Source organism: Actinomycetospora sp. CA-053990 (assembly GCF_050948445.1).
In the GTDB taxonomy this organism is placed as follows: domain Bacteria; phylum Actinomycetota; class Actinomycetes; order Mycobacteriales; family Pseudonocardiaceae; genus Actinomycetospora; species Actinomycetospora callitridis.
Window position 1 is genome coordinate 1,740,801 of the sequence record NZ_CP192043.1, and the last position, 19,692, is coordinate 1,760,492.

Sequence of the window (19,692 nt, forward strand, 5' to 3'; positions counted from 1 at the left end):
CGTGCGTGTGCGGGCAGGCGCTCAGGAGTTGGGGCGCTTGCCGTGGTTGCTGGCCTTCTTCTTGCGGTCCCGCTTCTGGCGCGCGCGCTTCGACATGCGTCCATCGTCGCACGTGGGGAGACCGCGACCGGCGCGGTGGTTGGATGATCGGCATGCAGGGCAGCGGGAACCGCGGGCGGCCGGTGTCGACGCTCTCGAACCTCCTGGCGGCCCACACGGACCTGTCCGGGGCGTCCGTGGCCCACCTGCAGCGCATCGTCGCCGAGTGGCAGCTGCTGGCCGACCTGTCGTTCGCGGACTTCCTGCTGTGGGTCCCCGTGACGAGCCCGCAGGGGACGAGGCGGTTCCTCTGCATGGCGCAGAGCCGCCCGACGACGACAGCGACCGCCCACCCCGAGGACATGGTGGACAGCGCGCCCGCCGAGAGCCTGGTGCCGCAGCTGCAGCGGGCCATGGAGGACACCACGCTGCGCCGCGAGGACCAGCCGCGGTGGCACCGCGGGCGGTCGGTGCGCCGCGAGGTCGTGCCGGTGCGCGCGCCGCAGGCCCGGGAGGCCTCGGGCCGGGGTGAGGTGATCGCCGTCCTGGGGCGCGACACCAACCTCGCCGCGCCCCGGGTGCCGAGCACCCTGGAGATCTCCTATCTCGCGGTCGCGGCGGACCTGCTGCAGATGGTCGCCGACGGCACGTTCCCGACGGCGCAGAGCAAGGACGAGGGCCGCTCGACGCCACGGGTGGGCGACGGGCTGGTGCGCATCAGCTCGACGGGCCGGGTGCTCTACGCCAGCCCGAACGCCGCGTCGGCGTTCCACCGGCTCGGGTGGAGCGACGAGCTGGTCGGCGCGGACCTGGCCGGGGTGGTGCGCGAGGTCGCCGACGACGCCTTCGAGGGCACCGAGGCCGCCGAGCACGTGCGGGGCGCGCTGGCGGGCACCCCGTCGCAGCGCGCCGAGCTGGAGGGCCACGGGGCGTCGGCGGTGCTGCGGGCCCTACCGCTGCACCCGCGTGGGGTGCCGTCCGGCGCGGTCGTCCTGGCCCGCGACGTCACCGACGTCCGTCGCCGCGACCGCGCCCTGCTCAGCAAGGACGCCACGATCCGCGAGATCCACCACCGCGTGAAGAACAATCTCCAGACCGTCGCCGCCCTCCTGCGGCTCCAGGCCCGCCGCACGCCGCACGCCGAGGCCCAGGAGGCCCTCACGGAGTCCGTGCGACGGGTGGCGTCGATCGCGCTGGTGCACGAGGCGCTGGCGGCGTCGGTCGACGAGCGGGTCGACATCGACGACGTGCTCGACCGCGTGCTGCCGATGATGAACGACCTCGCCCGCCCCGGCGCCCGTGTGGCCATGAGCCGGGCCGGGGAGGTGGGTGTGCTGCCGGCGGTGATGGCGACGCCGCTGGTCATGGTGCTCACCGAGCTCGTCGCCAACGCCCTCGAGCACGGGTTCGCCGAGCGGGCCTCGGGATCCGTGGTCATCACGGCGACGCGCACGGCCGCGGTGCTGGAGGTGGAGGTCGCCGACGACGGCCGCGGCCTGCCGGAGACGTTCTCGCTGGAGCGGGCCACGGGCCTGGGGCTGCAGATCGTGCGCACGCTCGTCGACTCCGAGCTGGCCGGGGCCCTGAGCATCCGGCCCGCCGAGGACGGGGGCACCCGCGCGGTGCTGAAGGTCCCGCTGCAGCACCGGGGGCGCTGACAGGGCCTCCGGACGGGCCGCAGCAGCACGAAGGCCCCGGACCCGTCCGTGGGACGGGGCCGGGGCCCTCGTGGTCTCGGTCGTGGTCGGCCGCCTGGGGAGCGAGCGCCCGGCCACGATGCCGAGGTGCGTGCCGCCGATCAGGCGGTGTGCACCTCGGGCCGGATGCCGTGACGCTTCAGCGCACGGCGCTCGTCCTCGCTCGCTCCGCCCCAGACGCCCGCGTCCTGACCGGACTCCAGCGCCCACGTGAGGCACTCGGTCATCGCGGGGCAACGCCGGCAGACGCTTTTCGCGCGGGCGATCTGAGAGAGAGCGGGGCCACTCGTGCCGACGGGGAAGAACAGTTCCGGGTCCTCGTCGCGGCAAGCAGCGTCGTTCCGCCAGTCCATCGTTCTGAGCTCCTCGGTGGGCGCGCCTCGGGGTGCGCGCCGGTCGTGGTCGTCATCGTCTCGACCTCGTCGTAGGCCCCGTGTAGGGCCCGCGACCTGTCAGGAGAGACTGAGGACGTCAACTCCCGTTCGAACTGTGACGTCGGTGCCACGGACGAATGCGGTGTCGCCGTCCCCTGCCTCGTGCCCGTCGCTCGCACATTCACGAACGTCGGACCCTCCGGTCCGAGTGCACGTCCCTCTCGGGTCGTGCGCCCTTCCCGGTATTCGCGGGGGATGCGACTCAATCTGCAGGACGTGACCAGGGAGATCGAGTGGCAAGCGGCTCGACGGGCGAACTCGGTCGGTGAGTGGAATAGCGCGGACCGTCATGAGCGCCCGGCTGCGACGAGCGACGATTCAGGCACGACGAACCGTCCACCCGTGTGAGCGAGCGCGACGAGCGGTCAGCAGCACGGCTCGATTCAGAAGGCCCTGACCCTGATCGGATCTCACACGGAGTTCACATCGCGCTCGTCGGCGGCCTCAGACGACCACGCGCAGGGCGTCCGGAACGGCCACGAACTCGACGTCGCTGCGTTCTCCGAGGTGGTCGCCGTCGACCTGGAGGTTGACCGGCTCGTCGCTCGTGACGCGGATCGCGGGCACGTCGTCGCGACGCAGCACCGAGGGCAGCCCGGCGGCCCCGTCGCGGCGCAGGACCTGCCGGACGAGCCGCAGGACGGTGGGCAGGCCCAGGGAGTGCAGGGCGAAGAGCCCGAGGCCGCTGTCGAACGAGCAGCCGGGGTTGGTGCGCACCGGACGGGCCCCGAGATACGTCCACGGGTCGGTGTTCGACACGAGCGCCAGGCGGATCCCGCCGACCGGCTCCTCGCCCTGCACCTCGACGGTGAGGTCCGGCGGGTCGACCCGGGCCCGGGACCAGCGCCGGATCGAGGTGGCCACGTAGCGCGTCGGTGTGGCGTCGTGGCCCCGACCGCGGGCACGCTCCATCGAGGCGATGACGTCGGCGTCCCAGCCGAGACCGGCGTTGAAGCTGAACCACCGCTCGTCGGCGCGCCCGAGACCCACGCTGCGCGAGCGGCCCTCGGCGATCGCGCCGAGCAGCGTGTGGGTGGCCTCGAGCGGCTCGCGGGGGACGCCGAGGGCGCGGGCGAAGACGTTCGCCGACCCGCCGGGCACCACGCCGAGCGCGGGCACGTGCTCGCCGGGCCCGTCCGCCAGCAGGCCGTTGAGGGCCTCGTTGACCGTCCCGTCGCCGCCGAGCACGACCACCAGGTCGACGGCCTCGGCCCGCGCCCGGGCGGCGAGCTCGGCGGCGTGGCCCCGGTACCGGGTCACGACCACGTCGAGCTTGATCTCGCTCGCGAGCGCGTGCGCGATGACGTCCTGACCGGCCGCCGTCGTCGTGGTGGCCGAGGGATTGGCCACGAGCAGCGCACGCACGGCCCTCACCGTAGACCGGGTGTCCCGCCCGTCCGGGGGGTGCCGGGTACCGATGTCGCCGATGTCTCCACCGAGCGGTGGACCACACACCGCGGAAGCCTAGGCTGATCCCGTGACGACGCCACGCCCTGTGCGCCTCGCAGCACTCGGAGTGCTCACCGAGGGTGTGGTCGCGCTCGTCGTCGCGGCGCTGATGGTGGCCGCGGGCCTGACCTTCTCGGTCTGGGGCTTCCTCGTCCTGCTCGGGGTGGGCATCACCGTGGCCGGCGTCGCGCTCCTGCGCGGCGCGCGCGGGGCCCGCGGGCCGTCGATCGTCGTCCAGCTGCTCACCCTCGGCTGCGCCTTCTACGCGGCGGTGCCGTCGGGCCGCCCGGACTGGGGCGTACCGGTGCTGCTGCTGGCCGCGGCCGTGCTGGCCGCGCTGATCTCGCGCCCGGCCCGGGAGTGGGCCGGTACCTAGTACCGGTCCGCGGGCGGCGGCGGCGGCTCGACGAGGCCGCCGGGGGCGTTGAGCAGGTCGATGCGCGACACGCCGCGCTCGTGGCCCAGCACCGTCACCGACGCGGCGTCGAACGCGAAGCCGACCCCGGCCGCCGGCTCCAGCCCGAGGTAGCGGGCGATGAGCACCCGGCCGGCGTGGCCGTGCCCGACGAGCACGACGTCGCGCTCGGTGAGCTCGCGGTCCGCGTCGGCGAGGACGCGGTCGAGCCGGGCGGCCACCTCGGCGCCGGTCTCGCCGCCGGGGCACGGGTGCGTCCACACCGTCCAGCCCGGCACCTCCTCGCGGATCTCCGGGGTCGTGCGGCCTTCGTAGGCGCCGTAGTCCCACTCGACGAGGTCCTCGCGGACGGCGTCGGGCTCGAGGCCGGCCAGGCGGGCGGTCTCCGTCGCCCGCTGGCGGGGGCTCGTCCAGACGACCGGCCGCGGCACGTCGAGCCCGCGCAGCGTCACCAGCAGCCGGCCGGCGGTCCGGGCCGCGTCGCGACCCTTCTCGGTCAGCGGCAGGTCGGTGCGGCTGGTGTGCCGTCCGTCGCGGGACCATTCGGTCTCGCCGTGACGCAGCACGTAGATGCGTCCCGTCGGGCTCGCGCTCACCGCTGGCTCCTGGTCATCCGTGACTCCTACCCGCCCGGGGAGACGACGACGCGCCCGCCCCGCACGTGCGGGACGGGCGCGTCGTCGTGAACGGGCGCTTGCGAGCCGGACTCAGCCCTTCTTGGTCTCCCAGAAGATGTCCGAGATCTCGGCGATGTAGTCGAGCACCTGCTGCCCGGACTGCGGGTCCATGGACGACTTGGCGCCGCCCTCACCGCCACCGGCGGCCTTGGTGGCCTTGTTGAACAGCTCGTGGAGCTGCGGGTACTTCTCGAAGTGCGGCGGCTTGAAGTAGTCCGTCCAGAGCACCCAGAGGTGGTGCTTGACGAGGTCCGCCCGCTCCTCCTTGATCTGGATGGCGCGGGCCCGGAAGGCCGGGTCCTCGTTGCCCTGGTACTTCTCCTGGATCGCCTTGACCGACTCGGCCTCGATCCGGGCCTGAGCCGGGTCGTAGACGCCACAGGGGAGGTCGCAGTGTGCGGTGGCCTCCAGGCGCGGGCGGAGGACGCTGGAGAGCAGTCCCATCTCGCCTCCCTCTTCCTCACGGGAAATGGTGATCGTTCCGACGTCAGTCAACGTACCCCCGTGACCCGACCCCGACACGTGGAGCGCCGCCGGTGAGGACAGCCCGTGAGCTGCTGATCACGCTGGTGGGACGGCGTCCGCGCCGGGTGCTCGTCCGCGGCCCGTCGATGGCGCCCACGCTGCGCGACGGCGACGTGGTGCTCGCGCTGCCCGGGACGCGGGTGCGGCCGGGCGAGGTCGCGCTCGTGCGCTGGTCCTCGCGGCCGGGCCAGCTCTCGGTCAAGCGGGCGGCGCTGGAGGACACCGACGGCTGGTTCGCCGTCGGTGACGCCCCGGGGTCCTCCACCGACTCGCGCACCCTGGGGCCCGCGGAGGTGCTCGGTCCGGTGCGCTGGCGGCTCTGGCCACACCCGGGGCGGGTGCGGGCGCGATGACGGCCCAGGAACGGGCTCAGGGGGCCAGCAGGGCCCTGTGGCGCTCCCGGCACGCCGCCCAGGTCGGCAGCGTGCCCGCCGCGAGCGCCTCGTCGAGGTCGGGAGCCGCGGCGTCCTTGTCCGACAGGACGAGGTCCGCGCGCGGGATCCACTGCTCCCAGGGCAGGCCGAGCGCGGGGTCGAGCGGGGAGATGCCGTGCTCGGCGGCCGGCTCGTACTCCCGGGAACAGAGGTACGTCGTCACCGTGCCCTCGTCGAGGGCGAGGAAGGCGTGCCCGAGGCCCTCGGCGAGGTAGACCGCCTGCAGCGTCGCGCCGTCCAGGCGCACCGCGTCCCACGCCCCGAAGGTGGGGGAGCCGCGGCGGACGTCGACGACGACGTCGAGCACGGCGCCCGCGCTGCACTGCACGTACTTGGCCTGGCCGGGCGGCACGTCGGCGTAGTGGACCCCGCGCAGCACGCCGCGCCGGGATACGCTCGTGTTCGCCTGCGCAACATGCAGGGGGTGCCCCACCGTGTCGGCGAACACCCCGGCTTGGAAGGGCGCCGCGAACGCGCCCCGCGCGTCCGGGAACACCGGCGGGCTGAACAGCCACGCGCCGGGCACACCGAGCTCCCGCGCCTCCACGGACGCCGACCCTAACCTCGGCAGTGCCACGTCCCGGCGCGCGTGCAGCCCGGACCGATCCGGCCTCCTGTGCCGCGACCCCCGACCCCGCTTGGAGCCCCCGTGAGCGACCCCGTGAATGAGGCTGCCGACACGACCCCGTCCCTCGACGGCCGCGACATCACCGAGGAGGAGGTCTTCACCGCCCACGAGGGCGGCAAGCTCTCCGTCGCGCCCACCGTGGGCCTCGGCGGACGACGCGACCTCGCGATCGCCTACACCCCCGGGGTGGCCAAGGTGTGCCGCGCCATCGCCGACGACAAGGCCCTCACCGCCCGCTACACGTGGACCCACCGCCTCGTGGCCGTCGTGTCCGACGGCACCGCCGTCCTCGGCCTGGGCGACATCGGCCCCCGCGCGTCGCTGCCGGTGATGGAGGGCAAGTCCGCGCTGTTCAAGGCGTTCGCCGACCTCGACTCCATCCCGCTGGTGCTCGAGACCACCGACGTCGACGAGATCGTCGACACGATCGTCCACCTGCGCCCGAGCTTCGGGGCGGTCAACCTCGAGGACATCGCCGCCCCGCGCTGCTTCGAGATCGAGCGCCGGCTGATCGAGGCGCTCGACTGCCCGGTGATGCACGACGACCAGCACGGCACGGCGATCGTGGTGCTCGCCGCGCTGCGCAACGCCGCCCGCGTCCTCGACCGCGACCTCGCCGGGCTCCGGGTCGTCGTCAGCGGGGCCGGGGCCTCCGGGGTCGCCTGCGCGAAGATCCTGCTGTCGGCCGGGGCGCACGACGTGGTCGTGCTCGACTCGCGCGGCGTCATCCACGCGGGCCGCGACGGCATGAACGTCGAGAAGATGGCCCTCGCCGAGATCACGAACCCCCGCGGCGTGCGCGGCGACCTCGCGGCCGCTGTCGACGGGGCCGACGTGTTCCTGGGCCTGTCGGGCTCGACGGTCCCCGAGTCGGTGATCGCCTCGATGGCCGAGGGCGGCGTCGTGCTCGCGCTGTCGAACCCCGATCCGGAGATCGACCCCGCCGTGGCCCGCAAGCACGCCGCGGTCGTCGCCACCGGGCGCAGCGACTACCCGAACCAGATCAACAACGTGCTCGCCTTCCCCGGTGTGTTCGCCGGGGCGCTCGACGCGGCCGCCCGGCGGATCACCGAGGCGATGAAGCTCGCGGCCGCCGAGGCCATCGCGGACATCGCGGCCGGCGACGACGAGTTCGGCCCCGACCACATCGTCCCCAGCGCGCTCGACCCGCGGGTCGCGCCCGCCGTCGCCGAGGCGGTGGCCCGGGCCGCGGCCGAGGAGGGGGTCGTGCGCCGGCACGTGGCCGAGGTCGCCGTCGACGGGCACCACTGATCCCCTGCTCCCACCCCGGGAGATCCGGTTGGGCATCACGGGATTGCGTTCCACGGGAAGTGGGTACGGCTCCCGTGGTCCTGCGCGCCCGGATGTCGTGTCGCCCGCCCGGAGCAGGGATCGTGCACGTTCGGCGGTGGCACGTCGTTCGTGGCCGGGAACGAACCGTTCGTAGCGGCAAGATCGCACCGACCGTGAGGTGTCGAGCCGCACGTGGGTGATCGTCCGTTCCATCGGTCGAGTCGCGATGGGCCACACGCCGTTCGTCGTGGACTCCGTCTGCTTCGGCGCGACGACCGGTCGATGGACTCAAGGTTGAACGATCAGGTGATGCAGCACGACGCGTCCCGGGCCACGGTCGCCGCGCGACCTCCCCCACTCCGGTGATGTTGCCGATCCCCGACCGTGTCTCCTTCGTTGCTGAGACAGACGCGGTCGGTCCGTTCCTCTCCGGGGAGCGGTGGGGGCCCGCGCGGCGAGGGAGTCGAGACGTGAGCAGTGCGGTGCCGGTGCCGGGCTCGCGGGGCCTTGTCGTCGTCCAGGCGACGACGACGCCCCGCCGGCCCGACGCGGCCGCTGCTCCCGACGCCGGCGTCCCGGTCCTGCCGGCCGGTCCCGCGCTGCGCCACGACGCCCAGGGCCGGATCACCGAGGTCCGTGAGCAGGTGGCCCGTCTGGTCGACCCCACAGGGGCCCTCGACCCGCGCACGATGCTCGGACGGCCCGTGCGGGAGCTGCTCGCCGACCTCGGCCCGGCCGACCAGGGCGCGGCCGACCAGGGCATGGGGGGCCTCTACACCGCGCGGCTGCGCCGCGTGGCGGGAGCGCCGCTGCCGGTGCGGGTGGTGGCCTGGCCGGACACCCGCGGCGGCGCGGCCCTCGTGCTGGTGCCGGAGGCCGCGGCGGCTCCGGCGGCTCCGGCCGGTCCTGCGGCTCCGTCGAACCCCTCGGCCCCCTCCGCCGCCGACATCGAGCGGATCGCGGGCCTCGGGCACTGGGAGGTCGACCTCGCCACCGGGTCGGCGTGGCTCTCGCCGGTGCTCGCCGAGCTCCTGATGATCGACCCGCACGCCGCCCGCAGCGCCGAGACGCTCCTCGCCGCCCTGCACGCCGAGGACCGCGGCGGGCTCGCGCGCCGGTGGCAGGCCCTGGTCACCGAGGGTGCCCCGCTCGAGTGCGAGGTGCGCCTCGGCGACGGCAGCGGGCGCATCCTCGCCCTCCACGCGGCGCTGCGGGCCGGCACCGTGCTCGGCACGGCAGCCGACGTCACCGCCCGGCGCCACGCCGAGGAACGGCTGCGGGCCTCCAACCAGCGCTTCACCGACCTGCTGGCCGTCGCCCCGGTCGGGATCGCGCTCTTCGACGACGACGAGCGGCTGGTCAAGGCCAACCAGGCGCTGTGCCGCCTGCTGGGCCAGGGCCCGGAGGCGCTGCGCGGCCGGCGCGCCGACGAGCTGCTCGACCTCTCGGCGGAGTCGGCCGCCGGCCCCGGCCCGGCGACCCCGCTGCTCGCCCGTCCGGCGGGCTCGGCGGGCTCGGTGAGCTGGTCGTGCACCCCCGCGCGCTGCGCACCCGGGAGCGCGGCGCCGGCGGCGCGGTCGCCGAGCCCGTGTGGTGCGAGCTGCACGTGTCGGTGTCGGTGCACGAGGACGGCGGCGTCACCCACCTCGTGGTGTTCACCGACGTCACCGACGCCCGCCGGGTCGAGGCGAGCCTGCGCCACCAGGCCATGCACGACGAGCTGACCGGCCTGCCCAACCGCCGCGCGCTCACCACCACGGTCTCGCGGCTCCTGGCGGGCCCGACGGCGCGGCGCACCGGGGTGCTGTTCTGCGACATCGACAACTTCAAGCGCGTCAACGACTCGCTCGGCCACGACGCCGGCGACGAGCTGCTCGTCGAGCTCGCCCAGCGCCTCCGCGACCGCCTGCCCGCCGGGTGCGCGGCCTCGCGCAGCGCCGGGGACGAGTTCGTCGTCGTCTGCGCCGACGTCGACCTGCACGGCGGCCTGGACGCCCTGTCGGCGACCGTGGCCGGCATCCTGCGCACCGCCATCCCCGTGCACGGCCAGCTCGTGCGCATCTCGGCGACGGTCGGGGCTGCGGTCGGCGCCACCATCGGGCTCGGCGTCGGCGACCCCGACAGCCACCGCGCCGACCCGTCGGGCCCCGACATCGACCCCACCGACGACCCGGTGGCCCAGGTGCTGCGCCGCGAGCGGGCCACGGAGCTCGCCGGGCTCGAGCCCGCGCCGGGCCACCCGGGCACCGGGGACCTCATGCGCTTCGCCGACGCCGCGCTGTTCGAGGCCAAGAGCGGCGGCAACGGTCGCTTCGCGCTGGCCGACGAGGCGATCATGAAAGGCGCCGACGAGGCGCTGCGCATGGAGACCCAGCTGCGCGAGGCGATGGTCAACGACGAGCTGGTGCTGCACTACCAGCCCGTCGTCGGGGCGGACGGGCGCATCCAGACGGCCGAGGCGTTGGTGCGCTGGCAGCACCCCGAGCACGGCCTGCTCTTCCCCGACAAGTTCCTGCCGGTGGCCGAGGCGGCCGACCTGCTCGGCGACCTCGACCGCTGGGTGCTGCGCGCCGCGGTCCGCGAGGCCGCCACGTGGCCGGGCACGGCGCCCGACGGGATCCCGCCGTCGGTGGCGGTGAACCTCGCGGGCCTGCTGCCCGGCGACCCGGACTTCCTGCCCGTCGTGCGCGCCACGGTCGCCGAGTCCGGGCTGCCGTGGGACCGTCTGGTGCTCGAGCTGGTCGAGACCTGCCTCGCCGACCTGCCCTCGCACACGCTGCGGGAGATGAACGAGCTCATCGCCGCGGGCGTGCGCTTCGCGGTCGACGACTTCGGCACCGGCTACTCGTCGCTCTCCCGTCTCACCGGCCTGCCGGCGCAGATCGTCAAGCTCGACCGCGCCTTCGTCCGTGGGGTCGCCACCGGCGAGTCCGACCGCGCGGTGGCCCGCGCGGTCGTCGACCTCACCGCCGCGATCGGGCAGGTGTGCGTGGCCGAGGGCGTGGAGGACGAAGACCAGTTCGCGGTGCTGCGCGACCTCGGCGTGCACGCCTACCAGGGCTGGTTGTTCGCCCGCGCGATGCCGGCCGAGGCGTTCACCGAGCTCGTGCGCCGCGGCCCGATCGTCCCGGAGACGCGCGTCGCAGGGTGATCGACGTCACACCGGGTGGTGGTGGCCGGTCGTGATCGGTCGCGACCGTCGGGGGGTCGGGCTAGATTCACGCGTCGACTCGGTGGCCGACTCGTGGCCGCCGGCGGATCCCGGGGGCGTCGTACGTGATCGAGTTCCGGGACGTGGGGAAGCGCTTCGCCGACGGCACCGTCGGCCTGGAGTCGTTGTCGCTGACCGCCCGCGAGGGCGAGATCACGGTGCTGGTGGGGCCCTCGGGCTGCGGCAAGACCACCTCGTTGCGCACCGTCAACCGCATGGTCGAGCCCACGTCGGGCTCGGTGCTCCTCGCCGGCAAGGACGTCGCCGAGGGTGATCCGGCGCTGCTGCGCCGCGGCATCGGCTACGTCATCCAGCAGGCCGGCCTGTTCCCGCACCGGCGCGTGCTCGACAACGTGGCGACGGTGCCGGTGCTCCAGGGCCTCCCGCGCAAGGAGGCCCGGGCCCGGGCGGCCGAGGTGCTCGAGCGCGTCGGCCTCGACGCGACGATGGCGCAGCGCTGGCCGGCGCAGCTCTCGGGCGGCCAGCAGCAGCGCGTCGGGGTGGCCCGCGCGCTGGCCGGTGACGCGCCCGTGCTGCTCATGGACGAGCCGTTCTCGGCGGTCGACCCCGTGGTGCGCGTCGAGCTGCAGGACGAGCTGCTGCGCCTGCAGGCCGACCTCGGGAAGACGATCCTGTTCGTCACCCACGACATCGACGAGGCCATCCGCCTGGGCGACCGCGTGGCCGTGCTGCGCGTCGGCGGCCGCCTGGCGCAGTTCGCGCCGCCCGACGAACTGCTCGCGCACCCGGCCGACGAGTTCGTCTCCGGGTTCGTCGGGCGCGACCGCGGCTACCGCCGCCTGGGCTTCGTGCCGGCCACCGCGCTGCAGCTCTCCGAGCTACCGACGCGCGCGGACGCGAACGGCGACTCGGGGGTGCCGGGGGAGTGGACCGTCCTGCTCGACGGGGCCGAGCGTCCCGCGGCCTGGCTCGGGCCCGACGGGGTGCGCCACGAGCTGGGCTCGGTCTACGTCACGGAGGGGGCGGACGCGGCCTCCGAGGCGGCCGGCACGCTGCGCGGCGCCCTGGACGCGGCGCTGAGCTCGCCGGCGGGCCGGGGCGTGGCGGTCGACCGCGAGGGCCGCTTCCGGGGCGGGGTCGCCCCCGACGACGTGCTGGCGCTGCTGCGGCCGGACCCGGTCCCGTGAGGGCCTTCGGCTACGACATCGACGAGCTCGTGATCGCCCACGTCCTGCTCGCCCTGATCCCGGTCCTGGTGGGCCTGGTGCTCGCCGTCCCGCTGGGCTGGTGGGCGCACCGGTCGCCGGGGGCGCGCCGGGTGCTCGTGCCGCTGTCCGGCGCGCTCTACACGATCCCCTCGCTGGCGCTGATCGTGTTCATCCCGATCCTGCTGGGCACGCCGATCCTCAGCCCGCTCAACGTGGGGATCACGCTGGTCATCTACACGGTGGCGCTGCTCGTGCGCAGCGTCGCGGAGGCCCTCGACGCCGTGCCGGTCACCGTCACCACGGCGGCGGTCGCCGTCGGGTACCAGCCGTCCGGGCTCTTCTTCGGCGTTCAGCTCCCGCTCGCCGTGCCGGTGCTCACCGCCGGGATCCGGGTCGCGTCGGTGTCGGCGTTCTCGCTGGTCACGGTCGGTGCGCTCGTCGGCGTGCAGTCGCTGGGCACCCTGATGACCGACGGGTTCCAGCAGTCGTACCCGGCGATGGTCGCGGCCGGCATCATCGGCTCGATCGTGCTCGCGTTCGTCTTCGACGCGCTGTGGCTCGCGCTGGGACGGGCGCTCACGCCCTGGGTCCGCGCACGGACGGGGGTGTAGGGCGTGCTCGGTCGACTCCTCGAGTGGTTCTCCGCCCCGGCGCAGTGGAGCGGGCCGAACGCCATCCCGGCCCGGGTGCTCGAGCACCTCGGGTACACCCTGCTGGCCGTCGTCATCGCCGCCGTCATCGCCCTGCCGCTGGGCGCGCTCATCGGGCACACCCGGCGCGGCGAGCTCGCGGTCGTCGGCGTGGCCAACGGCCTGCGCGCGCTGCCCGAGCTCGGCGTCCTCGTGCTCTTCGTGCTGCTGCTGGGCCTCGGGCTGCTGCCGCCGACGCTCGCCCTGGTCCTGCTCGCGATCCCGCCGATGCTCGCCGGCGCCTACTCCGGCGTCGCCGGGGCGGACCCGGGCGCGGTCGACGCCGCCCGCGGGATGGGGATGCGCGAGTCCCAGATCCTCCTGCAGGTCGAGGTGCCCTCGGCCGTGCCGCTCGTGCTCGGCGGGGTGCGGTTCGCGACGCTGCAGGTCATCGCCACCGCGACCATCGCCGCCTACGTCGGCCTCGGTGGTCTCGGGCGCTACATCCTCGACGGCTTCTCGGTCCGCGACTACCCGCAGGTGCTCGGCGGCGCCCTCGTCGTCGCCGTGCTCTCGATCGTCGTCGAGCTCGTCCTCCAGGGCCTCGGACGCCTCGTCACGCCCGGCCCCGACCGCGCGCGGCTGCGCCGCACACCTCACACCGTCACCACCAGAGAGGTCTCCCCGTGATCCGATCCCCGCGTGCCCTGTTGGTCGGGGCCGTGCTGGCCGCCGGCGCGCTGCTCGCCGGCTGCGGCGGCGGCTCCGACCCGCTCGCCACCGCTCCCGCCGGACCCTCCGCCCAGGGCACGGTCCGCATCGGCTCGGCGAACTTCACCGAGAACCGGCTGATCGCCGAGATCTACGCGACGGCCCTCGAGGGCAAGGGCGTCACCGTCGAGCGCCGCTTCGGCATCGGCAGCCGCGAGACCTACTACCCCGCCGTCGAGCGCGGCGAGATCGACCTGGTGCCCGACTACACCGGCAACCTGCTGCAGTTCATCGACCCGCAGACCACGGCCACGGCGTCGGACCAGGTCTACCAGCAGGTCTCCTCCAAGCTGCCGCCCCAGCTCCAGCTGCTGGCGCAGAGCCCCGCCGAGGACAAGGACGCCGTCGTCGTCACCCGGGCTTTCGCGACGCAGAACAACCTCCGCTCGATCGAGGACCTCACGCCGCTGTGCCCGACGGTCTCCTTCGGGGGCCCGCCGGAGTTCCAGCAGCGCGCCTACGGCATCCCGGGCCTGCAGCGGCTCTACAACTGCACCTTCAAGGAGTTCCGGGCCCTCGACGCCGGTGGCCCGCTGACCGTGGCGGCGCTGCGTGACGGCACCGTCCAGGCGGCGGACCTGTTCACCACCGACGCCTCGATCCCGGAGAACGACTTCGTGGTGCTCGAGGACCCGCGGTCGAACTTCGCCGCCCAGAACGTCGTGCCGCTGGTCAACCGCGCCAAGTCCTCCGACCCGCGCGTCACCGACACGCTCAACCAGATCTCGGCGGCCATGGACACCACCCAGCTGACCCAGCTCAACGCGCGGCTCGCGGGCCCGGACCGTCCGGACCCGCAGACCGTCGCCCGCGACTGGCTGAACTCGGCCGGCATCCGCTAGCCCCTGCCCTCCGGAGCGAACGGGCGGTTCGCTGCTTCTAGGCGCACGAACTCCCCGTTCGCTCCGGAGTCCGGGGCCCGTCGGCCCTGTGTCAGGGTGGTCGGCGTGCCCCGTCGCGTTCCCGTGGTGCTGATCGCCGGTCACCTCGGGTCCGGCAAGTCGACGCTGGTCAACCACCTGCTGCGGCGCGCCGACGGGGTCCGGATCGGCGTCGTGGTCAACGACTTCGGGGCGATCGGGATCGACGCGATGCTCGTCGCCGGGCAGGCCAGCGCCGTGACGTCGCTGGCCGACGGGTGCTTGTGCTGCACCACCGACGCCAACGGCCTCGCGGGGCTGCTGGCCGAGCTGACGGCCCCGGCCGCCCGCCTCGACCTCGTCGTCGTGGAGGCCAGCGGCCTCGCGGAGCCGCGCGAGCTCGTGCGCCTGCTCCTCGACGCCGTCGGGGGCGAGGCGCGGCACGCGGCGTACGGCGGGCTGGTGGTGGTCGTGGACGCGGCGGGGGGTGCTGCGGGCTCTGTGGACGAGCCCGACCCTGCGGTCCGGCTCGCCGACCTCGTGGTGCTCAACCAGGTCGACCGCGTCGACGACCCCGCCCCGCTGCTCGCGTCCCTGCGCGCGATCGCGCCCGGCCCCGTGCTCCCGGTGGTGCGCGGGGCCCTCGACCCGGCGCTGCTCGTCGACCCGCCGGCCCGCCGCGGGCCACCGCGATCGGGCCAGCTCTCGTTCGACGCGCTGCTGCGCGAGGACTCCGATGACGCGGCCGTCGAGCACGCCCACGCCGCCTGGGAGAGCGTCGCGGTCGACCGGGACGGGCCGCTGGACCCGGCGCGGTTCGCGGCGTTCCTCGAGGCGGGCCCGGCCGGCGTCTTCCGCTCCAAGGGCGTGGTGCGGTTCCCCGGCGCCGCCCCGTTCGTCGTGCAGACGGTGGGGACGGCGATCCGGGTGCGACCGGCGCCGCGGTCCGTCGACGTCGCCGGCGCCCGGCTCGTGTTCCTCGGCGTCGGGCTCGACGCGGCGGCCCTGCACGCGGCGCTCGACGCCTGCGCCGCCGACCCCGCGGCGGGCGAGCCCTCGTTGCTCCCGGTCCTGCGCTACGAGGAGTCCGACCGGGTCGACGCCGTCTGACCTGCGGCGTCGCAGCGAACGCGCTGTTCGCTGCTTCTACGCGCGCAAAGTCCCCGTTCGCGCGCGTGGACCGGCGGCGTCGCGGAGATCACCAGGACGAAAGGCACCTCGTGGTCGCCCTTCGAGGTGCCTTTCGGCCTGCTGATCGTGCTGTCAGCGACCTACTCGTCGTCGCTGTCGTCGCGCGCCAGGAACGTCGCGAACCGGTCGGCGGCGCCCGCGTGCTCGGGGTGGGCGTCGACGAAGGCGCGGAGGCGGTCGGCCAGCCACGCCAGGCTGACCTCCTCCTCGCCCCGCCGGTCCTCGAGCTCCTCGATCCCGCGATCCGTGAAGTACAACGCTAGTCGCCCAGCGCCTCGGCGATCAGCGCCTTCTGCTCCACCTCGTGCACCTTGGCGACGCCGGCGGCCGGGGCGGCCATGCGGCGGCGGGACACGCGCTTGAGGTGGGGCAGGCGGCCGTTCATGCGCTCCGGCAGCCAGAGGCCCAGGAACGGCCAGGCGCCCTGGTTGGCCGGCTCCTCCTGCACCCAGCGGACGTCGTCCGCGTTCGGGTAGCGGTCGAGGACGGCCGTGAGCTCCTCGGTGGCCAGCGGGTAGAGCTGCTCCATCCGCACGATCGCGATGTCGTTGGTGCGACCCGCCTTCTCGCGGGCGGCGACCAGCTCGTAGTAGATCTTGCCGGCGCACAGCAGGACGCGTGAGACGCCGTCGGTGTCGCCGCTGGCGAAGGCCGGGTCGTCCAGGATCGGGCGGTAGCCGCCGTGGGTGAAGTCCTCCACCGGGCTGACGGCCGCCTTGTTGCGCAGCATCGACTTCGGGGTGAAGACGACCAGCGGGCGGCGCACACCGTCGATGGCGTGGCGGCGCAGCAGGTGGAAGTAGTTCGACGGGCTGGACGGCACCGCGACGGTCATCGACCCCTCGGCGCACAGCTGCAGGAAGCGCTCGATGCGCCCCGAGGTGTGGTCCGGCCCCTGGCCCTCGTGGCCGTGCGGCAGGAGCAGCACGACGTCGGAGGTCTGGCCCCACTTGGCCTCACCGGACGAGATGAACTCGTCGATGATCGACTGCGCGCCGTTGACGAAGTCGCCGAACTGGGCCTCCCACAGCACCAGGGCGTTGTGGTTGGCCACCGAGTAGCCGTACTCGAAGCCGACCGCCGCGAACTCCGAGAGCGCCGAGTCGTAGGGCATGAACTTGCCCTGGTCGGCGGTGAGGTTCCGCAGCGGGACGTACTCCTCGCCGTTGTGCCGGTCGATGATCACCGAGTGGCGCTGGACGAACGTGCCGCGCCGGGAGTCCTGGCCCGACAGGCGCACGAGCTTGCCGTCGATGAGCAGCGAGCCCCAGGCCAGCAGCTCGGCGTACGCCCAGTCGATGCCCTCCTCGGTGTCCGTCGCGGCCGCCTTGCCGCGGCGCTCGAGGACGGGCTTGACGCGCGGGTGCGCCGCGAAGCCCTCGGGCAGCTCGGTGTGCGCGCGGGCGATCCGCTGGATCACCTCGAGCGGCACCGCGGTCTGCAGGGAGTTGGGGACGGCCTGCTCCCACTCGACCGACGGGCTGGGCTCCGGGTCGGCCTTCTCCAGCTCGCGGACCTCGTTGAACACGTGCTCGAGCTGGCTGCCGTAGTCGCGCAGCGCGTGCTCGGCCTCGTCGAGCGAGATGTCGCCGCGGCCGATGAGCGACTCGGTGTAGGTCTTGCGCACCGAGCGCTTGGCGTCAATGACGTCGTACATCTCCGGCTGGGTCATCGAGGGGTCGTCACCCTCGTTGTGGCCCCGGCGCCGGTAGCAGATCATGTCGATCACGACGTCGGAGTTCCAGCGCTCGCGGAACTCGACGGCGAGGCGCGCCACCCAGACGCAGGCCTCGGGGTCGTCGCCGTTCACGTGGAAGACGGGGGCGTCGATCATCTTCGCCACGTCGGTGCAGTAGTGCGTCGAGCGCGTGTGCTCGGGCGCGGTGGTGAAGCCGACCTGGTTGTTGACGATCACGTGCACCGTGCCGCCGGTGCGGTAGCCGCGCAGCAGCGCGAGGTTGAGCGTCTCGGCGACCACGCCCTGGCCGGCGAAGGCGGCGTCGCCGTGCAGGGCGACGGGCAGGACGGTGAAGCCCTCGGGCCCCTTGTCGAGCACGTCCTGCTTGGCCCGCACGATGCCCTGCATCACGGGGTCGACGGCCTCGAGGTGCGACGGGTTCGACGTCAGCGACACGGTCGTCTCGCCGTCGCCGAACATCCGGAAGAACTTGCCCTCGGCGCCGAGGTGGTACTTCACGTCGCCGGAGCCGTGCGCCTGGCCCGGGTCGAGGTTGCCCTCGAACTCGCGGAAGATCTGCGACACCGGCTTGCCGACGATGTTCGCCAGCACGTTGAGCCGGCCGCGGTGGGGCATGCCGACGACGACCTCGTCCATCTCGTGCGCCGCGGCCGTGTCGAGCACGGCGTCGAGCAGCGGGATGACGGTCTCGGCGCCCTCGAGCGAGAAGCGCTTCTGCCCGACGTACTTGGTCTGCAGGAAGGCCTCGAACGCCTCGGCGGCGTTGAGCTTCGAGAGGATGTACTTCTGCTCGGCGACCGGCACCTTCTCGTGCGGGCGCTCGATGCGCTCCTGGAGCCAGTCGCGCTTCTCGGGGTCGAGGATGTGCATGTACTCGATGCCGATGGTGCGGCAGTACGAGTCACGCAGGACCCCGAGGACGTCGCGCAGCTTCATGCAGCCGCGGCCGGCGAAGCCGTCGACCGGGAACTCGCGGTCGAGGTCCCACAACGTGAGCCCGTGCGACGCGATGTCCAGGTCGGGGTGCTTGCGCTGGGGGTGCGACAGCGGGTCGGTGTCGGCCATGAGGTGGCCGCGCGTCCGGTACGCGTCGATCAGCTCGATGATCCGCGCGGTGCGGTCGATCTGCGACGACGGCAGGTCCTGGCGCCAGCGGATCGGCTCGTAGGGGATCCGCAGCGACGCGAAGATGTCGTCGTAGAAGCCGTCCTCGCCGAGCACGAGGTGGTGGATGCGCCGCAGGAAGTCGCCGGACTCGGCGCCCTGGATGATCCGGTGGTCGTACGTGGACGTCAGCGTGATGATCTTGCTGATGCCCATGTCGGCGAGCTTCTCCTCGCTCGCCCCCTGGAACTCGGCGGGGTACTCCATGGCGCCGACGCCGACGATGGTGCCCTGGCCGACGGTCAGGCGCGGCACCGAGTGGTTGGTGCCGATCGTGCCCGGGTTGGTCAGGCTGATCGTGACGCCGGAGAAGTCCTCGCTGGTCAGCGCGTTGTTGCGCGCCTTGCGCACCATCTCCTCGTAGGAGGCCCAGAACTGCGCGAAGCTCATGTTCTCGGTGCCCTTGAGGGCGACGACGACGAGCGTGCGCGAGCCGTCCTTGCCCGGCAGGTCCATCGCCAGGCCGAGGTTGACGTGCCCGGGGTCGACGACGGCGGGCTTGCCCTTGTCGTCCTCCCCGTAGTGCCGGTTCATGTTCGGGAAGTCCGCGAGGGCGCGGACCATCGCGTACCCGAGCAGGTGGGTGAACGAGACCTTCCCGCCGCGCGAGCGCCGCAGGTGGTTGTTGATGACGATGCGGTTGTCGGCCAGCAGCTTCGCCGGCACGGCCCGCACGCTCGTCGCGGTGGGCAGCTGCAGCGACGCGGTCATGTTCTTCGCGATCGCGTTCGCGGCGCCGCGCAGCGGCTTCGTCGTCTGGTCCGCGTCGGCGCCCGCGCCCGGCTGGGCGGCCTTGGCGGGGCTCGTGGTGCCGGCCGGCGGCTTGCTCGGGGTCTCGCCGCTGCGCGAGGCGGTGGTGCGCGCGCCGTCGGTCGCCGGGGCGGCCGGCGAGCCGGTGCCGGTGGTGCTGCCGGCGGGAGCGCTGCCGTTGGCGGACGACGAGCGGGGGGCGTCCTGCGAGGACGACGCGGTGCTCGTGGAGGCCTTCCCGTTGGACGGGGCGGGCGCGGGGGCGGCCGACGCGCCGTCACCGTCGGGCGCCGCCGTGTCGGCGTGGTCCCCGGCGGCGTCGTCGGCCTGCTGGTCGGCCTGCTGGTCGGCACCGTCGGGCTGGCTGTCGGCAGGGGCGTAGTCGGCGAAGAACTCGTGCCACGCCTTGTCGACCGAGGAGGGGTCGGCGAGGTAGCGCTGGTACATCTCGTCGACCAGCCACTCGTTGGGTCCGAACTGGGCGGTCGGGCTACTACTCGACACGACTCGAAATCGCCTCAATCAGTCATCGCGGTGGCGTCGGAAGCGTGTCCAGATTAGCGCTTGACACCGCCCGGGGTGGGGCCCCTGTCGCACACTGCACCGGTCCACACGACCGTTGCTCCACCTGCGAGGGGCTTCGGGAGGTCCTGAGAC

At 73.8% G+C, this 19,692-nt stretch carries 18 protein-coding genes and 1 pseudogene; 11 read left to right on the forward strand and 8 right to left on the reverse strand.

Translation table 11 applies throughout. The annotated features are described in order from the left end of the window. Positions 1-21: 21 nt before the first annotated feature. On the reverse strand, positions 22-96 hold the full coding sequence (locus ACQPYN_RS08955) for a 50S ribosomal protein bL37 (RefSeq protein WP_378034828.1): 75 nt from the start codon (positions 94-96) through the stop codon (positions 22-24). Positions 97-182: 86 nt separating this feature from the next. On the opposite strand from ACQPYN_RS08955, the gene ACQPYN_RS08960 reads away from it, so the two are divergent. Then, positions 183-1,697 (forward strand): sensor histidine kinase, encoded by a 1,515-nt coding sequence (locus ACQPYN_RS08960; RefSeq protein WP_433038800.1) that lies wholly within the window; start codon positions 183-185, stop codon positions 1,695-1,697. A 140-nt stretch (positions 1,698-1,837) separates the two neighbouring features. Here ACQPYN_RS08960 and ACQPYN_RS08965 read toward each other — a convergent pair whose 3' ends face one another. Both ACQPYN_RS08965 and ACQPYN_RS08970 read right to left on the reverse strand, forming a co-directional pair. After that, on the reverse strand, positions 1,838-2,089 hold the full coding sequence (locus ACQPYN_RS08965) for a WhiB family transcriptional regulator (RefSeq protein ID WP_274191547.1): 252 nt from the start codon (positions 2,087-2,089) through the stop codon (positions 1,838-1,840). Positions 2,090-2,614: 525 nt separating this feature from the next. Beyond that, positions 2,615-3,535, reverse strand: a complete 921-nt coding sequence (locus tag ACQPYN_RS08970; RefSeq protein WP_433036038.1) for a diacylglycerol/lipid kinase family protein — start codon at positions 3,533-3,535, stop codon at positions 2,615-2,617. Positions 3,536-3,647: 112 nt separating this feature from the next. On the opposite strand from ACQPYN_RS08970, the gene ACQPYN_RS08975 reads away from it, so the two are divergent. After that, a complete protein-coding gene (locus ACQPYN_RS08975; RefSeq protein WP_274193088.1) occupies positions 3,648-3,995 on the forward strand; it encodes a hypothetical protein in 348 nt (115 codons plus the stop codon). On the opposite strand, the gene ACQPYN_RS08980 is transcribed toward ACQPYN_RS08975, so the two are convergent. Beyond that, positions 3,992-4,630 carry an acid phosphatase gene (locus ACQPYN_RS08980; protein ID WP_433036041.1) on the reverse strand — a complete coding sequence of 213 codons (639 nt, stop codon included), beginning with the start codon at positions 4,628-4,630 and terminating at the stop codon, positions 3,992-3,994. The two genes, ACQPYN_RS08975 and ACQPYN_RS08980, sit on opposite strands and share 4 nt — an antisense overlap. A gap of 111 nt (positions 4,631-4,741) precedes the next feature. Beyond that, positions 4,742-5,155 carry a superoxide dismutase, Ni gene (gene sodN / locus ACQPYN_RS08985; protein ID WP_274191551.1) on the reverse strand — a complete coding sequence of 138 codons (414 nt, stop codon included), beginning with the start codon at positions 5,153-5,155 and terminating at the stop codon, positions 4,742-4,744. A 92-nt stretch (positions 5,156-5,247) separates the two neighbouring features. Between sodN and ACQPYN_RS08990 the strand changes: the two genes are divergently transcribed. Then, positions 5,248-5,589 carry a S24 family peptidase gene (locus tag ACQPYN_RS08990; protein ID WP_433036044.1) on the forward strand — a complete coding sequence of 114 codons (342 nt, stop codon included), beginning with the start codon at positions 5,248-5,250 and terminating at the stop codon, positions 5,587-5,589. Positions 5,590-5,605: 16 nt separating this feature from the next. Here the strand turns inward: ACQPYN_RS08990 and ACQPYN_RS08995 are convergent, their stop codons facing one another. After that, positions 5,606-6,217: a dTDP-4-dehydrorhamnose 3,5-epimerase family protein gene (locus tag ACQPYN_RS08995; RefSeq protein WP_433036046.1), complete on the reverse strand. Its 612-nt coding sequence runs from the start codon at positions 6,215-6,217 to the stop codon at positions 5,606-5,608. A gap of 102 nt (positions 6,218-6,319) precedes the next feature. Here ACQPYN_RS08995 and ACQPYN_RS09000 point away from each other — a divergent pair, with 102 nt between their 5' ends. The 8 genes and pseudogenes from ACQPYN_RS09000 (at position 6,320) to ACQPYN_RS09035 (ending at position 15,341) form a co-directional block, all read left to right on the forward strand. Next, complete coding sequence (locus tag ACQPYN_RS09000) at positions 6,320-7,570, forward strand: NAD(P)-dependent malic enzyme (protein WP_433036048.1); 1,251 nt, start codon at positions 6,320-6,322, stop codon at positions 7,568-7,570. 1,055 nt (positions 7,571-8,625) lie between these two features. Further along, positions 8,626-9,027: pseudogene (locus ACQPYN_RS09005) on the forward strand (PAS domain-containing protein); the annotation flags it as partial. A gap of 92 nt (positions 9,028-9,119) precedes the next feature. Next, the gene (locus ACQPYN_RS09010; protein WP_433036050.1) at positions 9,120-10,742 is read left to right on the forward strand and encodes a putative bifunctional diguanylate cyclase/phosphodiesterase; all 1,623 of its coding nucleotides are present in this window, start codon (positions 9,120-9,122) and stop codon (positions 10,740-10,742) included. 125 nt (positions 10,743-10,867) lie between these two features. Further along, positions 10,868-11,950 carry an ABC transporter ATP-binding protein gene (locus ACQPYN_RS09015; protein ID WP_433036052.1) on the forward strand — a complete coding sequence of 361 codons (1,083 nt, stop codon included), beginning with the start codon at positions 10,868-10,870 and terminating at the stop codon, positions 11,948-11,950. Next, positions 11,947-12,582, forward strand: a complete 636-nt coding sequence (locus ACQPYN_RS09020; RefSeq protein ID WP_433036054.1) for an ABC transporter permease — start codon at positions 11,947-11,949, stop codon at positions 12,580-12,582. Before ACQPYN_RS09015 ends, ACQPYN_RS09020 begins: the two co-directional genes overlap by 4 nt. A 3-nt stretch (positions 12,583-12,585) precedes the next feature. Then, positions 12,586-13,290: an ABC transporter permease gene (locus tag ACQPYN_RS09025; protein ID WP_433036056.1), complete on the forward strand. Its 705-nt coding sequence runs from the start codon at positions 12,586-12,588 to the stop codon at positions 13,288-13,290. After that, positions 13,287-14,213, forward strand: coding sequence for an ABC transporter substrate-binding protein (locus ACQPYN_RS09030; RefSeq protein WP_433036058.1), 927 nt, complete (start codon positions 13,287-13,289; stop codon positions 14,211-14,213). Before ACQPYN_RS09025 ends, ACQPYN_RS09030 begins: the two co-directional genes overlap by 4 nt. Positions 14,214-14,318: 105 nt before the next feature. Next, positions 14,319-15,341 carry a CobW family GTP-binding protein gene (locus ACQPYN_RS09035; RefSeq protein WP_433036060.1) on the forward strand — a complete coding sequence of 341 codons (1,023 nt, stop codon included), beginning with the start codon at positions 14,319-14,321 and terminating at the stop codon, positions 15,339-15,341. 161 nt (positions 15,342-15,502) lie between these two features. On the opposite strand, the gene ACQPYN_RS09040 is transcribed toward ACQPYN_RS09035, so the two are convergent. Together ACQPYN_RS09040 and ACQPYN_RS09045 are read right to left on the reverse strand one after the other, a co-directional pair. Further along, the gene (locus ACQPYN_RS09040; protein ID WP_274191560.1) at positions 15,503-15,679 is read right to left on the reverse strand and encodes a DUF6104 family protein; all 177 of its coding nucleotides are present in this window, start codon (positions 15,677-15,679) and stop codon (positions 15,503-15,505) included. Positions 15,680-15,681: 2 nt separating this feature from the next. Next, entirely contained in the window at positions 15,682-19,539 is a 3,858-nt protein-coding gene (locus ACQPYN_RS09045) for a multifunctional oxoglutarate decarboxylase/oxoglutarate dehydrogenase thiamine pyrophosphate-binding subunit/dihydrolipoyllysine-residue succinyltransferase subunit (RefSeq protein WP_433036063.1), read from the reverse strand. Positions 19,540-19,692: the final 153 nt, after the last annotated feature.

Coding starts and splice junctions, on each gene's coding strand:
- sodN (WP_274191551.1), bottom strand. CDS start 5,155: ATGGGACTGCTCTCCAGCGTCCTCCGCCCGCGCCTGGAGGCCACCGCA.
- ACQPYN_RS08965 (WP_274191547.1), bottom strand. CDS start 2,089: ATGGACTGGCGGAACGACGCTGCTTGCCGCGACGAGGACCCGGAACTG.